Here is an 18,185-nt window from a genome sequence, read left to right as displayed (position 1 = left end):
GGCGCGCTCGCGCAGCTGCGCGCGGGCCTGGCCGCGGCTGCGGCGCGCCTCGACGAGTTCCCGGGCCAGCATCGCCGTCGTCCAAGCCGCCCCGCAGGCCAGCAGTACGGTGAGGGCGGCGGCCCACACCGGTGCGGAGGAGAGGTCGTAGGCGGCGGTGACGGAGGGCGGTGCGGGGGCGAACACGCGGTCGCGGACGGTGTGGAAGACGGCTGCCGTGCCCAGGATCAGGGCGGCCAGGCAGCACAGCAGGACGGTGGCGACCAGGCACTGCCACACCCACAGCGCGACCACGGGTTCCCGGTCGGGCCAGGTGGCACGGGTCAGCGCGCGCGGTGCCGGCAGGGCGGCCGTCAGGGCGACGGCGCTCAGCAGGAGCAGGCAGACGGTCATGCCGGGGCTCCGGTTCCTGGTCGGAGAGTTGTGCGGGTGTCGGGTGGTGCGGGGCGATGCGCCGAGGGCGCGTCGCGTGGTGCGTGTGCGTGGTGCGTGTGCGTGTCCGCCCAGTATGACGGTGAGGAGCCGCGGGAGTCAGGTCTCGGCAGTGATCCGTCTCGTGGTTCCCGCACTCTGCTTCCCGCATGTCCGGCTTGCCCGCCCGCGGGGAGTGGTGGTCTTACGTCTTCCGCGCCCGCAGGGCTTGCCGTACCGCCTCCAGGATGTCGTCCTCTCCGAACTCCAAGGCCACCGCCCAGGCCACGAAGTCCCTGGTTCCGGCGGCGAGTTCCGCTGTCTCGTGGCGGCGGGCGCCCGGTGGCGGAGGGGCCACGCGCGTGCCCGCGCCGCGCCGGGTCCGGATCAGGGACGCGGCCTCCAGTTCGCGGTAGGCGCGGGCCACGGTGCCCGCCGCCAGGCCGAGGTCCGCGGCCAGTTGCCGTACGGTCGGCAGCCGCTCGCCCTCGGCCAGCTGTCCGCTGCTGATCAGGGCGGCGAGCTGGGCGCGGATCTGCTCGTACGGCGGGACCGGGCTGGTCGTGTCGACCCGGACGGCCGCGCCACTCACCGGCGCACCCCTCGGTCCGCCCCGCGGAGCCGCCCCGCCCGGGGCGAGCAGACGGTGAAGAGCAGCCACGGAGCGGTCACCAGCGAGACCAGGGCCAGCGGCACCAGGAACCCAGTCGACACGGTTCCCGCGGTCCCGTCGCAGCTCATGCGCAGCAGGGCGGCCGAGGCCGTCACGGCCGCGCCCAGCAGCGAGGTGGAGACGACGATCCCCCAGGCGGCGACGATCGCCAGCGAGCGGTCACGGCGGGACTGCTCGTCACCGGGCCGGGTGGCGATGCGCCGCAGGGACCAGCCGCAGGCGCCCGTGGCGACGGCGAGGGAGGCCAGCACGGGCAGGCCGTAGTACAGGCCGGGCCAGGGGCCGTGCGCCTCGGTCACCCCGTTGCAGGTCAGGGCGAGTTGACGGCCCGCCCGTCCCAGTTCGTCCGGCGAGGCCACCGCGCCTGCCGTCGCCAGCAGCGCCACCAGGGCGACCGCGAGGACGGCCAGCAGCGAGGTCATCCGGGGCGGCGCGTAGTCGCGTACCCGGCGCGGCTGGAGCCCGGCGGTGCGGACGGCTCCACGGGCCGGCGCGGTCAGCGCGTCGCCGGCCAGGACGCCGGCGACCGCGCACAGTCCGAACGCCGGGAGGGCGTACAGGACGCCGTTGCCGTGGTCGAGGGGGGACAGCAGGCAGGCCGCCAGGGCGCCCGTGGCGACCCCCGTCCAGCGGGCGTAGCGGTCGACCGGGCCCCGCGTGGCGGCCGATGGGAGGGTCACGTCGAGATCGGTCATGGAAGTCCCCGTGGAAGCACGACTTGTACTCACCGCTTGTATCAAGCGGTGAGTACAAGATGCAGGCTCCGCCAGGCTTGTGTCAAGCTCTTGCTACAAGATGGCGTTCACCCCGCCACGACCCGCCCGCTGACCTCCCCCAGTCCGACGCGGCGCCCGTCCGCCCCGGGAGCCCAGGCCGACAGGGTCACCACGTCGCCGTCCTCCAGGAAGGCCCGCTTGCCGTCGGGGAGTTCGAGGGGGTCCTGACCGTTCCAGGTCAGCTCCAGCAGGGAGCCGCGCTGGCGTTCCTCGGGACCGCTCACCGTGCCCGAGCCGTAGAGGTCGCCGGTGCGCAGGGAAGCGCCGTTCACCGTCATGTGGGCGAGCTGCTGGGCGGCGGTCCAGTACATCGTCGAAAAGGGCGGCTCGGAGACCACATGGCCGTTGATCGCGACGGAGATGCGAAGGTCGTAGCCGCCGGCCTCGTTGCCGGGCGCCGAGTCGTCCAGATAGGGCAGTAGCGGGTGCGTGCGCTCGGGAGGCGCCACGCGCGCGTGCTCCAGCGCTTCCAGCGGGGTGATCCACGCCGACACCGAGGTGGCGAAGGACTTGCCGAGGAAGGGGCCGAGAGGGACGTACTCCCAGGCCTGGATGTCCCGCGCGGACCAGTCGTTCAGCAGACAGAGGCCGAACACGTGGTCACGGAAGTCGGCCAGTGCGACCGGGCTGCCCAGCGCGGACGGCACGCCCACGACGAAGCCGACCTCGGCCTCGATGTCCAGCCGGACCGACGGGCCGAAGACGGGCGCCGGATCGGCCGGCGCCTTGCGCTGCCCGGACGGCCGTACGACGTCCGTGCCGGAGACCACCACCGTGCCGGAGCGGCCGTGGTAACCGATCGGCAGGTGCTTCCAGTTGGGGGTGAGGGAGTCCGCGGCGTCCGGGCGGAAGATCTGGCCGACGTTTCGCGCGTGGTTCTCCGAGGCGTAGAAGTCGACGTAGTCCGCCACCTCGAAGGGCAGGTGCAGGGTTACCTCGGAGAGATGGCGGAACAGCGGCTCGACCGCCTCGTGGTGCGCGGGGTCCGTGATCCAGGACGTGATCACGCGCCGTACGTCCGACCAGACCGGGCGGCCGGCGGCGAGCAGCGCGTTGAGGGTGGGCCGCGCGAGCAGGGAGTGGTACGGCGAGCCCAGGGCGGCGGCAGCGGCGCCCGCGTCGAGGACGTGGTCCCCGAACCGGACACCGACCCTCCGTTCCGTGCTGCCGGACGGCGAGAACACGCCATAGGGGAGGTTGTGCGGGCCGAAGGGGTCGCCCTCGGGGACGTCGAAGGGGGGCATGGGGTACTGCCTCACTCTCATCCGGGCCGTGCGTGGCGATGCGTTCCATATGGTCGCGCCACACGTTACGGCCGCAACGCGTGTCTTGGGCAGTGCCTCGAGCAGCACCCTCATGGGTGTCCGAAACGCGCGTGTAGCGATGTCTTCGAAAGGTTGCTCGCACCCTGTCTAAAGAGTTCGCAATGTCCGAATGGGCCTTGTCGGAGGCGGCAATTCCGGCTTAGCGTCCTTTGGGGACACGGACGGGGTGGGTCCGTTCCAAAGGGGGGACACGTGGGGGGACCCGTGGCCGAAAGTGTCGTCGGTGTGCCGTTCGAGGCGGACCGTGATGTGCCGGGACTGATCGTCAAGTTCGGCGACTATCCGCTGCACCATGGCGGCGTCGGAGCGATCCGCAGCCTGGGCCGGCTCGGCGTGCCCATGTATGCCGTCACCGAGGACGCTTACACGCCCGCGGCCTCCTCGCGTTACCTGAAGAAGGCCTTCGTGTGGCCGACGACCGGTGCTGAGGACCCCGGCCACCTGGTCGAGGGCCTGCTGCGCATCGGCCGCCGTATCGGCCGTCCCAGCGTCCTCGTCCCGACCGACGAGGAGGCCGCCGTACTGATCGCCGAGCACCAGGACGAGCTGGCCGGATCCTTTCTCTTCCCGCGGGTCGACCCCGCGCTGCCGCGCCGGCTCGCCAGCAAGCAGGGCCTGCACGAACTGTGTGTGGAGCACGGCATCGCGAGCCCCGCGTCGGCGTTCCCGGAGTCGTACGACGACATCGTCGCCTTCGCCGACACGGCCCGCTTCCCCGTGGTGGCCAAGAACCGCGAGGCGTTCGTCCGGCGCAGCAGGCCCGCGGTCAACGGCACCACGAGGATCGCCACCCGCGAGGGCCTGCTCACCCTCGCCCGTGACTGGGGCGACGAACCGGGCGTGATCCTCCAGGAGTACCTGCCGCGCGAGGAGGCCGAGGACTGGATCGTGCACGCCTGCTTCGACCAGGACTCCAGCCCCCTCGCGCTGTTCACCGGCGTCAAGGTCCGCTCATGGCCGCCGCACGCCGGTATGACGGCGAACGCGTACGTCGTCGACAACCCGGAACTCACCGACCTCGTCGCGCGTTTCATCAAACAGATCGGCTACAGCGGCATCATCGACCTCGACCTGCGCTTCGACCGGCGCGACGGACAGTACAAGCTCCTGGACTTCAACCCGCGCATGGGCGCCCAGTTCCGCCTCTTCGAGAACGAGTCGGGCGTGGACGTCGTACGCGCGATGCACCTGAATCTGACCGGCCGCGCCGTACCGGAGGGGGAACAGCGCGCCGGCCACCGCTACATCGTGGAGAACATCGACCTCCCCGCCCTCCTCGCCTACCGCCGCAGCGGCTATACGACGCCGCACGCGCCGGCCCGGGCGAGCGGGACGGAGCTGGCCTGGCTCGCGGGTGACGACCCGCTGCCGTTCCTCACGATGCTCGCCCGCTTCGTGCGCCCGGGCGCGAAGCACCTCTATCAGCTGTGGCGGACCAACCGCCGCGGCAGCACCACCACGAAGTAGGCAAGGCCACCAAGGAGTGGCGCACCGTGTCCTGGGGAGGGACTTCGTGACTCGACCGGTTGCAGTCATCGGGGCCGGGCCGTTCGGCCTGTCCACCGCCGCCCATCTGCGGGCGCGCGGCATGCCCGTCCGCGTCTTCGGCGACCCCATGGTCAGCTGGCGCGACCACATGCCCGAGGGCATGCTCCTGAAGTCGACACCCGCAGCCTCGAACTTCGACTGCCCGCAGCCCGGCCACACCCTCGCCGACTACTGCGACGCGGCCGGGATCCGCCGCCTGGTGGCCGACGAGGACATCATCCCGGCGGATACGTTCATCGGCTACGGCGAGTGGTTCCAGCAGAAGCTGGTGCCCGACGTGGAGCGGGTGCGGGTCGTCGCCGTGGACCGCGCCGGGAGCGGGAGCTTCGAACTGAAGCTGGACTCGGGTGAGTTGTTCACCGCGCGCGCGGTTGTCGTCGCCACCGGACTCTCGGGCCTCGCGCACCTGCCGGCGGAGCTCGCGGGAGCCGCGGCGGACGGACCGGCGCCCACGGGCCCGGTCTCGCACAGCTCCCAGCACCACGACCTGAGCCGGTTCGCCGGCAAGGAGCTGATCGTGGTCGGCGCCGGCCAGTCCGCGCTGGAGACGGCGGCGCTCGCCGCCGAAGCGGGGGCACGCGTGCGTGTCGTCGCGCGCGGCCGCGGCCGGGTCGCCTTCGGCGCCCCGCCCTGGGAGCAGCCGAAGCTGCGCCCCGAGTCCCCCTTCGGCAACGCGTGGTCGCTGTGGGCGCTCAGCTATTACCCGCATCCCTACCGCTATCTGCCCGAGGCCACCCGCCACCACCTGGTCCGCCGCGTCCTCGGACCGCTCGGCGCCTGGTGGCTGCGTGAGCGCTTCGAGAGCGCCGTGCAGGTACAGGAGGTCGAGCGGGTCGTGGCCGCCGAGGCGGCGGACGGCAGCCCCGTCCTCACGGTGCGCACGCACGGCGGGAGCGCCGAGCGGCTCACCGCCGACCATGTCATCGCGGCCACCGGCTACCGCGTCGACATCGCGGCGATGGACTTCCTCGGTCCCGGACTGCGCACCCGGCTCGCGGTGAGCCGCGGAACGCCCAAGGTCGGCCCTGGCTTTGTCTCCTCCGTGCCCGGTCTGTACTTCACCGGCCTGCCGGCGGCGTCGTCGTACGGCCCGGTGATGCGCTTCGTCTGCGGCACGGAGTTCGCCTCCCCACGGCTGACGAAACACCTGGCGGCGGCCCACGGCTGAATCCGCGGGGGGCCGGAGCGAGCGCTTGAGGACGTCATCAAGGAGGCGGCGGGCACCACTTGGGCTGATCAGTACGTAAGTACGCAGGACGACAAGATGAGTCGGCGGGGCGCGGTATCCGTATTCTCTGATCATGGCAGCCTCCCCCGCGTATGCACTGATCGCCACCGACCTGGACGGAACGCTGCTGCGCGGCGACGACACCGTCTCCGAACGGTCGCTCGCCGCGCTCGCGCGGGTGGCGCGGGCCGGTGCCCGGCACCTGGTGGTGACGGGCCGCCCGGCCCCGCGGGTACGGCCTCTCCTCGCATACCTCGGCTGCACGGGACTCGCGGTGTGCGGGCAGGGCGCACAGGTCTACGACGCCCTATCCGGGCGCCTGTTGTGGTCGGTGCGGCTGGATCGGGACCTGGCCGAGACCGCGCTCGGCAAGATCGAGGCGGAGGTGGGGCAGGTCTACGCGGCTGTCGACCAGGACGGTGTCGACGGGCTCACGCTTATCGAGCCCGGCTATCTCATGCCGCACCCGACCCTGCCCGCGGTGCGGGTCGGCCGGCGCGACGACCTGTGGTGCGAGCCCATCAGTAAGGTGCTGCTGCGCCATGCCACCCTGTCCGACGACGAGTTGGCCGCCATCGCGCGCGTGGTGGTGGGCTCGCTCGCGACGGTCACCATGTCGGGGCCGGGGACCGTGGAACTCCAGCCGTCCGGGGTGACCAAGGCGACCGGTCTCGCACTGGCCGCCGAGCGGCTCGGCGTCGCCGCACAGCAGGCCCTGGCGTTCGGCGACATGCCCAACGACATCCCGATGCTGGACTGGGCCGGACACGGGGTCGCCATGGCCAACGCACATCCCGAACTCAAGGCGGTGGCCGATGAGATCACCCTGTCGAACGAGGCTGACGGCATCGCGGTCGTCCTCGAAAAACTGTTCCCGACCGACTGACCGGCACATCAGTACACAACCGATGGACCGGCACGTCAGTACGCGACCGATCGACCGGCACATCGGTACACGACCGGCTGACCGGCATATCGGTGCGTGGCCGTCCGTGGCAGGCCCGGTGGATGCCCGGCGGCCGCCCGGCACGCCCCCGTCCGTCAGGTGCGGGTACGCGCCGGACGGCCGGGGTCATTCCGGTCCGCCGGACGGGCGGGGCCTGTCAGTACGCGCTGTAGACGTTGTCGATCGACCCGTAGCGCGCGGCGGCGTAGTTGCAGGCCGCGGTGATGTTGGCGACCGGGTCGTAGAGATCGAACGCCGTACCGGCCACGTGGTAGGTGTTGAAGGTCGGCTGGATGACCTGCAGCAGGCCCTTGGACGGGGTGCCCGCGGCGGCGTTGGAGTCCCAGTTGTTGATGGCCAGCGGGTTGCCGGAGGACTCCCGCATGATGTTGCGGTAAATGCCGTTGTAGCTGCCCGGGATGCCCTTCTGGGCCATGATCGCGAGCGACTCGCGGATCCAGCCGTCGAGGTTGTTCGAGTACCCGGCGCGAGTGGTGGAGGCCACCTTGGTGGTCGTCGTGCCGGTGGCCGCGGAGGCGCTGGTGGCGCCGATGAGCGGCAGGGCGAGGACGGCGGCACCGGTGCCGAGGACGGTGAAAGTGCGGAAGAGACGGTTGGTCCGGGTACGGCGGTGCTGAGCGGAAGCAGGCATGGGGAAGTCCTCTCCGACGCCTGCGAGGTGAGCTGTCGGGTTCGGGCGGGGAGGTGCCCGGCCGTGCCTCGGGAAAGGCACGGCTTCACCCCTAGCCGTTCCGGTGCGACGTGTGCCGTTCCGGTCCGGCGACTTACCTGGGTCCCCCGCTCCTGCCGTATGAATCAGTTCGTCGAGTGGGTTACGCGGGCGGCGGCAGGATTCGGCGTCCGCCCGGTGGCCGGGAACGTATGCGAGAGCACATGTCGGGAACAAGGGCCTGATTCACAGAAAGCACTATTTGACCTTGTTCTGTGCCCTATAGGGTGCTTGATCCTTTGCGGTTGCCAATTCTCAACTCGCCGACGCGGCAGGGCGGAAGGGATGTCGGGTCAGTGGGGGGTGCGGGTGGGTGCCAGTGACCCAACTCACGAAGTGACAAAATAAGGCAAAGTGGACATAGGGGATTTGGATGGTTCGGCTGGGTGGTGGAGCCTGTGGCGCGATGCCCGTCGTTGCCGTGGTGGTCGCGTCCACGAGAAGGGTTGCAGCGGGAGCTGCCCGGGAGGGGTGTGCGGGATGGGGGTGCGGAGGGAGGCGTGCGTGTTACTCCGCTCGCCTCTCGGTTCGCGACAAAGTGGGCGGATTCCTGTTAAGTCGATAAATGTCCGTTATTAGCACTTGATCAAAAACATACCGGTCATGATCTGATACCGCCTGGGCTGGACCGGTGGGCGCTATCGGTGATCGAAAGAGGACCGGATACGCTGACTTGAGTGATGGCAGCGACCTATCGACAAACCGTGTAATCGCCAGCAGACACCAGCAGACAGGAGACCCCTCGTGACCGTCGTCGGGCCGTTCGGGCTGAGCGTGCGGGACCAGGCTCTGGAAGCCGATGTCCAGGTCGGATTGGCGGCTGTCGAGGAAGGCTTGCTCGAGGCCACCAAGAGCGAGGTCCCGTTCATCACGGAGGCCGCGCAGCACCTCGTGCGAGCCGGCGGGAAGCGGTTCCGGCCGCTGCTCGTGATGCTCGCGGCCCAGTTCGGCGACCCCTATGCTCCGGGCGTCGTGCCGTCGGCCGTGGTCGTGGAGCTGACCCACCTCGCCACGCTGTACCACGACGACGTCATGGACGAGGCGGCCGTGCGGCGCGGTGTGGACAGTGCCAACACGCGCTGGGGCAACTCCGTCGCGGTCCTCACCGGCGACTTCCTCTTCGCCCGCGCCTCCCAGATCCTCGCCGACCTCGGCCCCGAGGCGGTCCGGGTGCAGGCCCTCGCGTTCGAGCGGCTGGTCACGGGCCAGATCCTGGAGACCGCCGGCCCCTCGGACGGCCGCGATCCGGTCGAGCACTACCTGGACGTGCTCGGCGGCAAGACGGGCTCGCTGGTGGCGGTCTCGTGCCGGTTCGGCGCGATGATGTCGGGCGCCGACGAGACGGTCGTCGATGTGCTCACCCAGTACGGCGAGCGGCTCGGGGTCGCCTTCCAGCTCGCCGACGACGTCCTGGACATCGCCTCCGACTCGCATGAGTCCGGCAAGACTCCCGGCACCGACCTGCGCGAGGGCATCCCCACCCTGCCCGTGCTCCGGCTGCGCGAGCGGGCGGCCCGGCTCGGCCTGCCCGAGGACATCGCGCTGTGCGAGCTGCTCGACTCCGACCTCAGCGACGACGCCCGGCACGCCGAGGCGCTGGCCGCGCTGCGCGCGCACCCCGCGCTGGAGCAGGCCCGCCGGGACACCGTCCGGTACGCGGAGGAGGCCCGGGCCGCGCTGGCGCCGCTCAGGGAGTGCGACGCCAAGGCGGCGCTGATGGAGCTGTGTGACGCGGTGGTTCACCGCGCCGGCTGACGCCCGGCCGATCATCTCGGCCGGCCCCTGGCTGACCGCGGCGGCCGATGCCCGGTCGGCCGTGTCGGCTCGCCTCATGTCGGCCCCCGGTCGGCCGCCGACGGCCACCATGGATCACGCCTTGCGGTGCGGCCAGTCGTACGGCCACGTGCGACCCCTTACGGCCCCGTTCGTTCCGGTGAGACCCTTACGGGTCGGGGGAGCGACCGCCCCTCCATGTCATACCGCAGTCGTACACGGAGTTGGCTCCGTGGTCTGACGCTTCCTCAAGGCTGATTTGGTGAGATGGAAGCCACGGAAATCACCACTCCTCACCGATTCGGGTGAGAATGGCGGCTCTGGTGGACCAACGTGAGGACAGCCGCCGCCGACGACGGAGGTAAGGCACACATGGCACCGTACGAATCCGACGACGCAGTGGACGCCGCGCGAGCGGACGCCGCTCGGGACGAGGACCCGCGCGCCGGACGCCGCAAGGCCGCCCGATACGCGGTCCCGGTCGCGGTGGTGGGGGTGGCTGCGGCCACGATCGGGCTGGTCCCGGCGCTCGCCGCCTCCGGTGACCCCGACTTGCCCAAGATCACTGCCAAGCAGCTCATCGAGAAGATCGCCAAGTCGGACGTGCAGCAGCTGTCCGGCACCGTGCGAGTCAGCACCGACCTGGGCCTGCCCAACCTCGGCGGCCTGGAGAACAACCTGGCCTCCGGCGCCGCCAAGGGCTCCGGCGACGGCTCTTCCGCCGACCCGCAGTCCCAGCTCACCTCGCTCGTCTCCGGCACGCACACGCTGCGCGTCGCCGCCGACGGCCCGGAGAAGCAGAAGCTGTCGCTGCTGGAGAGCGGCTCCGAGTACAGCCTGATCCACAACGGCAAGGACGTGTGGGGCTACGACAGCAAGAGCAACGCGGTCTACCACTCCACCTCGGCCGACTCCGGCAAGGACCGCAAGGCCGAGCCCCCGGCCACACCGAAGGACTTCGCCGACCAGGCGCTGAAGTCGGTGGACGACACCACGTCCGTCACCGTCGACGGCACCGAGCAGGTCGCCGGCCGCGACGCCTACAAACTGCTGATCAAGCCCCGGCAGTCCGGCACCACGGTCGGCGCGATCAGCATCGCCGTCGACGCGAAGACGGGCATGCCGCTGAAGTTCACGCTGACGCCGAAGAGCGGCGGCGCCGCCGTCCTCGACGCGGGCTTCACCCAGGTCTCCTTCGCCAAGCCGGCCGCCTCCGCCTTCGACTTCACGCCGCCCAAGGGCGCGAAGGTGACGCAGGAGAAGCAGGGCTCCGCGGCCCGGGAGCACGGGCGCGAGTCCGGCGAGGGCTTCGCCAAGGGCATGCAGGGCACGGGTGTCCTCGGCAAGGGCTGGACGTCCATCGCGACCTTCGACACCGGCTCCAAGGGCGGCCTGCCGACCGGCTCCAAGGGCGGCGACCTCGGCGGGTTCGTCGGCTCACTCGGCGAGAAGGTCTCCGGCAAGTTCGGCAAGGGCACGGTCTTCTCCACTCGCCTGGTCAACGCCCTGATCACCGACAACGGCAAGGTCTACGCCGGCACGGTGACCAAGGACGCCCTGGTGAAGGCGGCCGACGCGGGGAAGTGAGTGACCCCTTCCGGGCACGGCGGGACGTGATCGTACGTTGACCCTTCGGGGGGCAGGACGAATCGAGGGGGGAGCCGATGGACGAGCCGTCCGCCACGGAGCGGGAAGCGAGGGGTGCGGGGGAAGCGGGGGACGCCGAGCAGCGTGCCGCGGCTCCGGGCCGGGCGGAGGCGAGCGGCGCCGTCACCGCCCCGGAGCCGGGACGGACGCAGGACGGTGTCATCGTCACCCGTGGTCTCACCAAGCGCTACCGCGGCGGACAGCTCGCCGTCGACGGGCTCGACCTGACCGTCCCGGCGGGCAGCGTCTTCGGCTTCCTCGGTCCGAACGGCTCAGGTAAAACCACCACCATCCGGATGCTGATGGGCCTGATCGAGCCGACGGCGGGCACGGCCCGCGTGCTGGGCCGCCCGATGCCCCGGGCGGCCCGTGCCGTCCTGCCGCAGGTCGGTGCGCTCATCGAGGGCCCGGCCCTGTACGGCTTCCTCTCCGGCCGGGACAACCTGCTGCGCTACGACGCAGCCGACCCGACCGCCGACCCCCGGACCCGGCGTGCCCGCGTCGCCGCCGCTCTGGACCGGGTGGGCCTCGCGGCGGCAGCGGGCAAGAAGGCGAAGGCGTACTCGCTCGGCATGAAACAGCGCCTGGGCCTCGCCGCCGCGCTGCTCCAGCCGCGCCGGCTGCTCGTCCTGGACGAGCCCACCAACGGCCTCGACCCGCAGGGCATGCGCGAGATCCGCACCCTGATCCGGGAGTTGGCCGCCGACGGCACCACCGTCTTCCTCTCCTCCCACCTCCTCGACGAGATCGAGCAGGTGTGCACGCACGCGGCGGTCATGGCGCGGGGCCGGCTTGTCACGCAGGGCGCCGTGGCCGACCTGGTGGCCGGGGCGCGCCGCCGGCTGGTGGTGACCACCCCGGATCCGGCCGAGGCGGCCAGGGTGCTGAAGGAGCAGGGCGTCGGGGACGTCACCGTCGACGGCGACCGGGTCACCGGCGAACCGCCCGCGCGGGACCTCGCCGAGGTGAACGCGACCCTGGTCGCGGCGGGGGTGCGGGTCCGCGGCTTCACGGTCGAACGGGCCTCGCTGGAGGACGCGTTCGTGGCGCTGACGGGGGAGGGCTTCGATGTCGCGGGCTGAGACGGCAGCCGGAGCAGAGACCGTTGCCGGAGGCGAGTCGGTTGGCGGAGGCGAGTCCGTCCTTGGATCCGCCGTCCCCCGGCCGAGTCCGCTGTGGACGTTCGGTCTGCTGCGCAGCGAGCTGGTCACGACCGTCCGGCGCTGGCGCACGCTCGCCCTGCTCGGGGTGCTGGCCGCGGTGCCGGTGCTGGTCGGGATCGCCGTGAAGATCCAGACGCGGGGCGGCGGGACGGCGGACCACAGTGGCCAGGGCCCGGCGTTCATCTCGCAGATCACCAACAACGGCCTGTTCCTGGTGTTCACCGCGCTGGCCGCGACTTTGCCGTTCTTCCTGCCGATGGCCGTCGGAGTGGTCGCGGGCGACGCCATCGCGGGCGAGGCGGGCGCGGGCACCCTGCGCTATCTGCTGGTCGCCCCGGCCGGCCGCACCCGGCTGCTGCTCACCAAGTACACGGCGGTGATGGCCTTCTGCGTGCTGGCCACGCTGGTCGTCGCCGTCTCGGCGCTGCTCGTCGGCGCGCTGCTCTTCCCGCTGGGCGACCTCACGACCATCTCCGGCACCCGGATCAGCTTCGCCGAGGGCCTCGGCCGGGCCCTGCTGATCGCCCTGGTGGTCGCCGCCTCACTGGTCGGCGTGGCGGCGCTCGGCCTGTTCGTGTCGACACTCACGGGCAGCGGTATCGCGGCGATGGCGACTACCGTCGGCCTGCTCATCACCGTGCAGATCCTCGACCAGATACCCCAGTTGCACGCGCTCCAGCCGTACTTCTTCTCGCACTACTGGCTGTCCTTCGCCGACCTGATACGCGACCCCGTCTACTGGGACGACATGGTGAAGAACCTCGGCCTCCAGGCGCTGTACGCGGCCGTGTTCGGCTCGGCGGCATGGGCTCGGTTCACGACGAAGGACATCAGTGCCTGACCCTCTGAGGCATCTCAGGCGGTCTGGTGAGGGAAGCGCGCGAGGGGCGCGTCCTGTGCGAAGAACGTCTTTGCGCGGGCCAGCGCGTCGGTGTCCTTCAGCACGTCGCCGCGGGCGCTGCCGTTGCCCAGCAGCACCCCGCCGAAGCGCATCCCCATATAGGCGGCCGAGTTGTGGAGCGTGCCGGCGTAGGGGTCGGCGACCGACGGCTCGCTGTCGGCGAGCGCGGCGATGCCCCAGAGCGTGCGGCCGGCCAGGGTCGCCTTGAAGTCGAGACCGGGGGTGCGCAGCCAGCCGGACCAGTGGTCCAGGTAGCGCTTGGTGAGGCTGGACACCGAGTACCAGTACAGCGGGGAGGCGATCACGATGTCCGTGGCCGCGAGTGTGGCGTCCAGCAGCAGACCGGTGGCGCTGTCCGAAGGCGGCCGTACGTGGTCGCTGTCGTGCCGCTGGTCCACGAAGTCGGGCAGCGGGTGCTCGGCCAGGCGGATCCAGCGTTGTTCGACGTCACCGGGCAGTTGCTCGGCCGCGGTGCGGGCCAATAGTTCGGTGTTGCCCTCGGCGCGTGCGCTGCCCAGGACGAAGAGGAAACGACGGCTCATGGGTCCCCCAGATGAGTACTGCCGTACGAGGAATAGAGGCACATGCATTTTATGCACACGCAAGCAAACTTGACCAGGGTGCGGCTGGTGCGAGGCTGTGACGCTGCGGTGACGCGGAAGCCGGGGCGAGCCGACACACTGGTGGGCAGGACGCGTACGACCGGATCGCGCGACGCCGGGGGAGTGAGGGAAAACCGATGTCTCGACTCAGCTTCGAGAAGAAGCGGGCGCAGCAGCCCGCGGCGCATCCGGCGGTGGTACCGGTCCGGGTGTTCGGCGCGGGCGGCGCGTCGGTGGGCGGGACCTCGGTGGCGGCCGCGCCGGGCGAGGAGATCCGGCAGGCCGTCCTCAACCACCTCCAGCGCCTGGCCATCAGCCTGGGCGCTCCCGTACGCGCCACGATCCACGACGACAGCGCGGGCTGTGTGGTTCCCCTGGAGGTCTCGGCGGACGGCTCCAGCCGGATGACGGGGGAGCCGGTACGGGTGGCCTCGCCGGAGGGTGCTCGGGAGGGCGTGCCGCGGGGCGTCAGCGGGGCGCCCTCGCCCGGGGGCGTGCGGGACGTACCCCCGGCCGACAACCCGGAACCTGTGCCGGCCGGGACGGCGCAGGCGCCGATGGGGCAGTTCGGGCCGGCACCGGTCATGCCGACCAGGCAGGCACCGGCGCCCGTTACCGACATCCGAGACCCCGAGCCGGCCTACGCGGCGCCCGTCTCGGCCCCGGCCCCGTTCCCTGTGCCCACCCCCGTGGCCCCCGCCTTCGCCCCACTCTCGCACTCGACGCCGGCCCCCATGTCCCCCGCACCCGCCCCGCTCCCGGTCTCCAAGCCGGCACCCACGGTTCCCGCCTCCGCTGCCGCCCTGTATCTCGAGCCCGACCCCGCGGTCTCCGCCGCCGACCCCGGTCCCACTCACACCCCCGCGCGAGGCTTCGACGCCGTTGCCGAGGAGGTGCTCGGGGACGGGCCCGTGACCGAGACCGCGGAGGGGGCCGAGCTGCTCACCGAGCCGATGACGCGGATCAACGAGGCCGTGCGGGCCGGCCGTATCGAGGCGGCGGCGGAACTCGCCGACCATACGGTCACCGAGGCGACCACCGTGCTGGGCCCCCGCCATGCGGAGGTGCTGCACCTGCGCGAACTGGCCGCCTACATCGCCTACTTGGGAGACGAGCCGGTCCGTGCCTTCCAGCTGTCCCTGGACCTGGCCCGGCTGCGCCGGCAGGCGCGGGACGCGGAGGCCGCCTACGGCAATGTGCGGAGCGCGGCGACCGCGTGGCGTGCCGTACGTGACCCCGAGGAGGGCCTGCGGCTGGGCCGGGACCTGATCGAGCTGTGGACGGACCTTGCCACCGAGCCGGGCCCCGCCGCCGACGACCCGGGCCCGCTGGAGTCCGCCCGTGCCCGTATGGCCCGCCTGGCCGACCGGGCGGCCCGCGCCGCGCGGCCGTAACCGGCGGCATGCGCGGCAACGCGCCCTACTGCAGGCAGAATTCGTTGCCCTCCGGGTCCGTCAGCACGAGCCACTCCCCACCGGGCTCCTTCACCTCGCGCACCACCCGCGCGCCCAGTGTCTGAAGCCGGGCCAGTTCCGCCGCGCGCCGCCCGGGGCCGGCGTGCAGATCCAGGTGGAGCCGGTTCTTGACCGTCTTCGGCTCCGGGACGCGTTGGAAGAGCAGGCGCCGGCCCAGTCCGGTGCCGGTCTCCGGGTCGTACGGGTCGTCGGGATGCCGTACGGCGATCAGGTCACGGAAGGCGGGGCGGCCGTGGTACTCGACCGTGGCCTCGCCGGGCAGCGCGCCTGCGGACAGCAGCCGTTCGACGAGGGCGCTGTTGTCCTCGGCCGCGTAGTGCAGCGCAGCGGCCCAGAAGTCGGCCTGTGCGTGCGGGTCGGCCGTGTCGATGACGAGCTTCCAGTGCAGGGGGCCGGGGACCTCGGTGGGTGACTGAGTAGACATGGTCACCACTTATAGCGGCGAGCACTGACAGCGGCGGCGTCCACCGGATCGCGCGCTCCAGGGGTTCGGAGGCCCACCGGTTCGAAGGCCCGCCGGTTCGGAGATCCGCCGGTTCAGGCTTCCACGGGTGCGGAGTCGGGCGTGTCCACCCGGGGCGGGCCAAGAGGTTCCCTCGGCCGGCGTGCGGTGCGCAGCGCGTCGCCCGTGAGCAGCAGCAGCGCCAGCCAGACCAGCGCGAACCCGGCCCAGCGCTCGGGCGGCATGGCCTCGTGGAAGTAGAGGACGCCGAGCAGGAACTGGAAGACGGGCGCCAGATACTGCAGCAGGCCCAGCGTGGACAGCGGCACGCGGATCGCCGCCGCGCCGAAGCAGACCAGCGGCAGTGCGGTGACGACACCGGTGGAGGCGAGCAGGGCCGCGTGCCCGGCGCCGTCGTTGAGGAAGCTCGCCTCGCCGTGCGAGCCGAGCCACAGCAGATAGCCGAGCGCGGGCAGGAACTGGATCGCGGTCTCGGCGGCCAGCGACTCGACACCGCCGAGGCCGACCTTCTTCTTGACCAGGCCGTAGGTGGCGAAGGAGAAGGCGAGGACCAGCGAGATCCACGGCGGTCGGCCGTAGCCGACGGTCAGGACGACGACGGCGGCGAAGCCGGTCGCGACCGCCGCCCACTGCACGGGCCGCAGCCGCTCCTTCAGCAGCAGCACACCCATCGCGATGGTCACCAGCGGGTTGATGAAGTAACCGAGGGAGGACTCGACCACATGGCCGGAGTTCACGGCCCAGATGTAGACGCCCCAGTTCACCGTGATGACGGTGGCGGCCACGGCGACCAGCCCGAGCCGGCGCGGCTGGCGCAGCAGCTCTCCGGCCCAGGCCCAGCGCCGTACGAAGAGCAGTGCCACGGCGACGACGGCGAGGGACCACACCATGCGGTGGGCGAGGATCTCCACCGCCCCGGCGGGCTTCAGCAGCGGCCAGAACAGGGGCACCAGGCCCCACATGCCGTAGGCGGCGAAGCCGTTGAGCAGGCCTATTCGGTGCTCACCCCTGGACGTCCCGGTCACCGGCCCCTCCCTCTCACATCAGGCATGCGAGAACGAAGGTAACGCCGGGCGCCCCCGTCTGTCATGTGTGTATCGGCATACGGTCATGACAGGCGAGGGCTTCGGAGGGATCAGCTCTTGAGCGGAAGGATCAGCTCTTGAGCGCGGCGGTGACCGCCTCCGTCAGCGGCGTCGTCGGGCGGCCGGTCAGGCGCGACAGATCGCCGGAGGAGATCACCAGCTCGCCCTTCTCGATGGAGGCATCCACGCCGGCCAGGGTCGTGGCCAGCCGTCCGGGCAGCCCGGCGCCGGTCAGGATGCCGGTGAAGGCCTCGGCGGAGACCGGGGTGTAGACGATCTCCTTGCCGGTCTGCCGGCTCAGCTCGGCCGCGTACTCGGCGAAGCCGAAAGCCTCGTCGCCGCCCAGCTCGTACGTCTGGTTCTCGTGGCCCTCGCCGGTCAGCACCGCGACCGCGGCGGCGGCGTAGTCGGCGCGGGAGGCGGCCGAGACCCGGCCGTCACCGGCGGCCTGGACGACCGCGCTGTGCTCCAGCACCGGGGCGAGGTTCTCGGTGTAGTTCTCGAAGTACCAGCCGTTGCGCAGCAGCGTGTACGGCAGGCCCGAGGCGAGCAGCGCCTCCTCCGTCGCCCGGTGGTCGTCCGCGAGCGCGGCCGTGAGGCTGCCCGGCGCGCTGGTGTACGCGAGCAGCGCCACGCCGGCCGCCTTCGCCGCGTCGATGACGACCTGGTGCTGGGCCGGACGGCCCTTGTCGAACTCGTTGCCCGAGATCAGCAGGACCCTGTCGCCCGCGGCGAAGACGTCGTCGAAGGTCTCGGGCGCGTTGTAGTCGGCGATCGCGAGCTTCACCCCGCGGGCCGCGAAGCCGGCGGCCTTCTGTTCGTCGCGCACGACAGCGGTGATCTGCTCCGCCGGAACCTGTTCCAGCAGCTGCTCCACGACGTGGCGGCCGAGGTGTCCGGTGGCTCCGGTGACGACGATGCTCATGGTTCAGAACTCCTAGTCGGGGGGTGCCTTGTGACACTCACCCTAGGAGGGGCGCTAACCTTTTGAAAGTACCCACTTTGAAGTAAGGTACTGGCATGGCAGTAAGCAAGAACGCGGCGGATGCCGAGGCCGTGTGCCCCTACCGGCTCGTCCTGGAGCACGTCACCAGCCGCTGGGGTGTCCTTGTCCTGATCGAGCTGCTGGAGCGGCCGTACCGGTTCAGCGAGCTGCGCCGGGCGATCAGCGGCCTCGGCGGGCGGACCGTCAGCGAGAAGATGCTCACCCAGACCCTGCAGACCCTGGAGCGCGACGGCCTGGTCCACCGGGACGCCAAGCCGGTCATCCCGCCCCGCGTCGACTACTCGCTCACCGGCCTCGGCCGTGAGGCGGCGGAGCAGGTGCGCTCCCTGGCCCAGTGGACCCATGACCGCATGCCGGCAGTGGCAAAGGCCCGCCAGGCATACGACGAGGCCCGGGAAATCCAGTCCCGGGCCTCGTAGCTGAGCGAAGGTTT

Annotated in this window: 17 protein-coding genes, 1 pseudogene and 1 riboswitch; of the genes and pseudogenes, 9 read left to right on the top strand and 9 right to left on the bottom strand. The window is 71.3% G+C overall.

The window, feature by feature from the left end:
* The 4 genes and pseudogenes from M878_RS66285 to fahA form a co-directional block, all read right to left on the bottom strand.
* A pseudogene (locus tag M878_RS66285) lies at positions 1-393 on the bottom strand (M56 family peptidase); the annotation flags it as partial.
* Between the two features lie 223 nt (positions 394-616).
* Complete coding sequence (locus tag M878_RS66280) at positions 617-1,003, bottom strand: GntR family transcriptional regulator (RefSeq protein WP_023547466.1); 387 nt, start codon at positions 1,001-1,003, stop codon at positions 617-619.
* Positions 1,000-1,779 carry a hypothetical protein gene (locus tag M878_RS66275; RefSeq protein ID WP_023547465.1) on the bottom strand — a complete coding sequence of 260 codons (780 nt, stop codon included), beginning with the start codon at positions 1,777-1,779 and terminating at the stop codon, positions 1,000-1,002. Before M878_RS66275 ends, M878_RS66280 begins: the two co-directional genes overlap by 4 nt.
* 107 nt (positions 1,780-1,886) lie before the next feature.
* Positions 1,887-3,104: a fumarylacetoacetase gene (gene fahA / locus M878_RS66270; RefSeq protein WP_023547464.1), complete on the bottom strand. Its 1,218-nt coding sequence runs from the start codon at positions 3,102-3,104 to the stop codon at positions 1,887-1,889.
* 306 nt (positions 3,105-3,410) lie between these two features.
* Here fahA and M878_RS66265 point away from each other — a divergent pair, with 306 nt between their 5' ends.
* From M878_RS66265 to M878_RS66255, 3 genes are all read left to right on the top strand, one after another.
* Entirely contained in the window at positions 3,411-4,652 is a 1,242-nt protein-coding gene (locus tag M878_RS66265) for a carboxylate--amine ligase (protein ID WP_031225074.1), read from the top strand.
* Between the two features lie 46 nt (positions 4,653-4,698).
* Positions 4,699-5,901 (top strand): FAD-dependent oxidoreductase, encoded by a 1,203-nt coding sequence (locus M878_RS66260; protein ID WP_023547462.1) that lies wholly within the window; start codon positions 4,699-4,701, stop codon positions 5,899-5,901.
* A 133-nt stretch (positions 5,902-6,034) separates the two neighbouring features.
* Positions 6,035-6,847, top strand: coding sequence for an HAD family hydrolase (locus M878_RS66255; protein WP_023547461.1), 813 nt, complete (start codon positions 6,035-6,037; stop codon positions 6,845-6,847).
* A gap of 217 nt (positions 6,848-7,064) precedes the next feature.
* On the opposite strand, the gene M878_RS66250 is transcribed toward M878_RS66255, so the two are convergent.
* Positions 7,065-7,559, bottom strand: a complete 495-nt coding sequence (locus tag M878_RS66250) for a transglycosylase SLT domain-containing protein (RefSeq protein ID WP_023547460.1) — start codon at positions 7,557-7,559, stop codon at positions 7,065-7,067.
* A gap of 4 nt (positions 7,560-7,563) precedes the next feature.
* Positions 7,564-7,737, bottom strand: a riboswitch (cyclic di-AMP (ydaO/yuaA leader).
* A 644-nt stretch (positions 7,738-8,381) separates the two neighbouring features.
* Between M878_RS66250 and M878_RS66245 the strand changes: the two genes are divergently transcribed.
* From M878_RS66245 to M878_RS66230, 4 genes are all read left to right on the top strand, one after another.
* Positions 8,382-9,392: a polyprenyl synthetase family protein gene (locus M878_RS66245; protein WP_023547459.1), complete on the top strand. Its 1,011-nt coding sequence runs from the start codon at positions 8,382-8,384 to the stop codon at positions 9,390-9,392.
* A gap of 390 nt (positions 9,393-9,782) precedes the next feature.
* Positions 9,783-10,997: a LolA family protein gene (locus M878_RS66240; RefSeq protein WP_023547458.1), complete on the top strand. Its 1,215-nt coding sequence runs from the start codon at positions 9,783-9,785 to the stop codon at positions 10,995-10,997.
* Between the two features lie 77 nt (positions 10,998-11,074).
* On the top strand, positions 11,075-12,139 hold the full coding sequence (locus M878_RS66235; protein WP_023547457.1) for an ABC transporter ATP-binding protein: 1,065 nt from the start codon (positions 11,075-11,077) through the stop codon (positions 12,137-12,139).
* Entirely contained in the window at positions 12,126-13,061 is a 936-nt protein-coding gene (locus M878_RS66230; protein WP_023547456.1) for an ABC transporter permease, read from the top strand. Before M878_RS66235 ends, M878_RS66230 begins: the two co-directional genes overlap by 14 nt.
* A 14-nt stretch (positions 13,062-13,075) precedes the next feature.
* Here M878_RS66230 and M878_RS66225 read toward each other — a convergent pair whose 3' ends face one another.
* Positions 13,076-13,663, bottom strand: a complete 588-nt coding sequence (locus M878_RS66225) for a flavodoxin family protein (RefSeq protein ID WP_023547455.1) — start codon at positions 13,661-13,663, stop codon at positions 13,076-13,078.
* Positions 13,664-13,860: 197 nt separating this feature from the next.
* Between M878_RS66225 and M878_RS66220 the strand changes: the two genes are divergently transcribed.
* A complete protein-coding gene (locus M878_RS66220; protein WP_023547454.1) occupies positions 13,861-15,117 on the top strand; it encodes a hypothetical protein in 1,257 nt (418 codons plus the stop codon).
* 25 nt (positions 15,118-15,142) lie between these two features.
* On the opposite strand, the gene M878_RS66215 is transcribed toward M878_RS66220, so the two are convergent.
* The 3 genes from M878_RS66215 to M878_RS66205 form a co-directional block, all read right to left on the bottom strand.
* Complete coding sequence (locus M878_RS66215; protein WP_031225072.1) at positions 15,143-15,622, bottom strand: VOC family protein; 480 nt, start codon at positions 15,620-15,622, stop codon at positions 15,143-15,145.
* Positions 15,623-15,735: 113 nt separating this feature from the next.
* Positions 15,736-16,686, bottom strand: coding sequence for an EamA family transporter RarD (rarD, locus tag M878_RS66210; RefSeq protein WP_023547452.1), 951 nt, complete (start codon positions 16,684-16,686; stop codon positions 15,736-15,738).
* A gap of 130 nt (positions 16,687-16,816) precedes the next feature.
* A complete protein-coding gene (locus tag M878_RS66205) occupies positions 16,817-17,671 on the bottom strand; it encodes an SDR family oxidoreductase (RefSeq protein ID WP_023547451.1) in 855 nt (284 codons plus the stop codon).
* A gap of 95 nt (positions 17,672-17,766) precedes the next feature.
* Here M878_RS66205 and M878_RS94340 point away from each other — a divergent pair, with 95 nt between their 5' ends.
* Positions 17,767-18,171: a winged helix-turn-helix transcriptional regulator gene (locus tag M878_RS94340; RefSeq protein ID WP_023547450.1), complete on the top strand. Its 405-nt coding sequence runs from the start codon at positions 17,767-17,769 to the stop codon at positions 18,169-18,171.
* The last annotated feature ends 14 nt before the right edge of the window (positions 18,172-18,185 follow it).

The organism is Streptomyces roseochromogenus subsp. oscitans DS 12.976, assembly GCF_000497445.1.
In the GTDB taxonomy this organism is placed as follows: Bacteria; Actinomycetota; Actinomycetes; order Streptomycetales; family Streptomycetaceae; genus Streptomyces; species Streptomyces oscitans.
This window is presented reverse-complemented; position numbering and strand designations above follow the sequence as displayed.

What these genes read in the sequence shown, in the direction of transcription:
- M878_RS66275 (WP_023547465.1), bottom strand. Translation starts at nt 1,779, where the DNA reads ATGACCGATCTCGACGTGACCCTCCCATCGGCCGCCACGCGGGGCCCG.
- M878_RS66230 (WP_023547456.1), top strand. Translation starts at nt 12,126, where the DNA reads ATGTCGCGGGCTGAGACGGCAGCCGGAGCAGAGACCGTTGCCGGAGGC.
- M878_RS66240 (WP_023547458.1), top strand. Translation starts at nt 9,783, where the DNA reads ATGGCACCGTACGAATCCGACGACGCAGTGGACGCCGCGCGAGCGGAC.
- M878_RS66215 (WP_031225072.1), bottom strand. Translation starts at nt 15,622, where the DNA reads ATGTCTACTCAGTCACCCACCGAGGTCCCCGGCCCCCTGCACTGGAAG.
- M878_RS66235 (WP_023547457.1), top strand. Translation starts at nt 11,075, where the DNA reads ATGGACGAGCCGTCCGCCACGGAGCGGGAAGCGAGGGGTGCGGGGGAA.
- M878_RS66205 (WP_023547451.1), bottom strand. Translation starts at nt 17,671, where the DNA reads ATGAGCATCGTCGTCACCGGAGCCACCGGACACCTCGGCCGCCACGTC.
- M878_RS66250 (WP_023547460.1), bottom strand. Translation starts at nt 7,559, where the DNA reads ATGCCTGCTTCCGCTCAGCACCGCCGTACCCGGACCAACCGTCTCTTC.
- M878_RS66225 (WP_023547455.1), bottom strand. Translation starts at nt 13,663, where the DNA reads ATGAGCCGTCGTTTCCTCTTCGTCCTGGGCAGCGCACGCGCCGAGGGC.
- M878_RS94340 (WP_023547450.1), top strand. Translation starts at nt 17,767, where the DNA reads ATGGCAGTAAGCAAGAACGCGGCGGATGCCGAGGCCGTGTGCCCCTAC.
- M878_RS66220 (WP_023547454.1), top strand. Translation starts at nt 13,861, where the DNA reads ATGTCTCGACTCAGCTTCGAGAAGAAGCGGGCGCAGCAGCCCGCGGCG.
- fahA (WP_023547464.1), bottom strand. Translation starts at nt 3,104, where the DNA reads ATGCCCCCCTTCGACGTCCCCGAGGGCGACCCCTTCGGCCCGCACAAC.
- M878_RS66255 (WP_023547461.1), top strand. Translation starts at nt 6,035, where the DNA reads ATGGCAGCCTCCCCCGCGTATGCACTGATCGCCACCGACCTGGACGGA.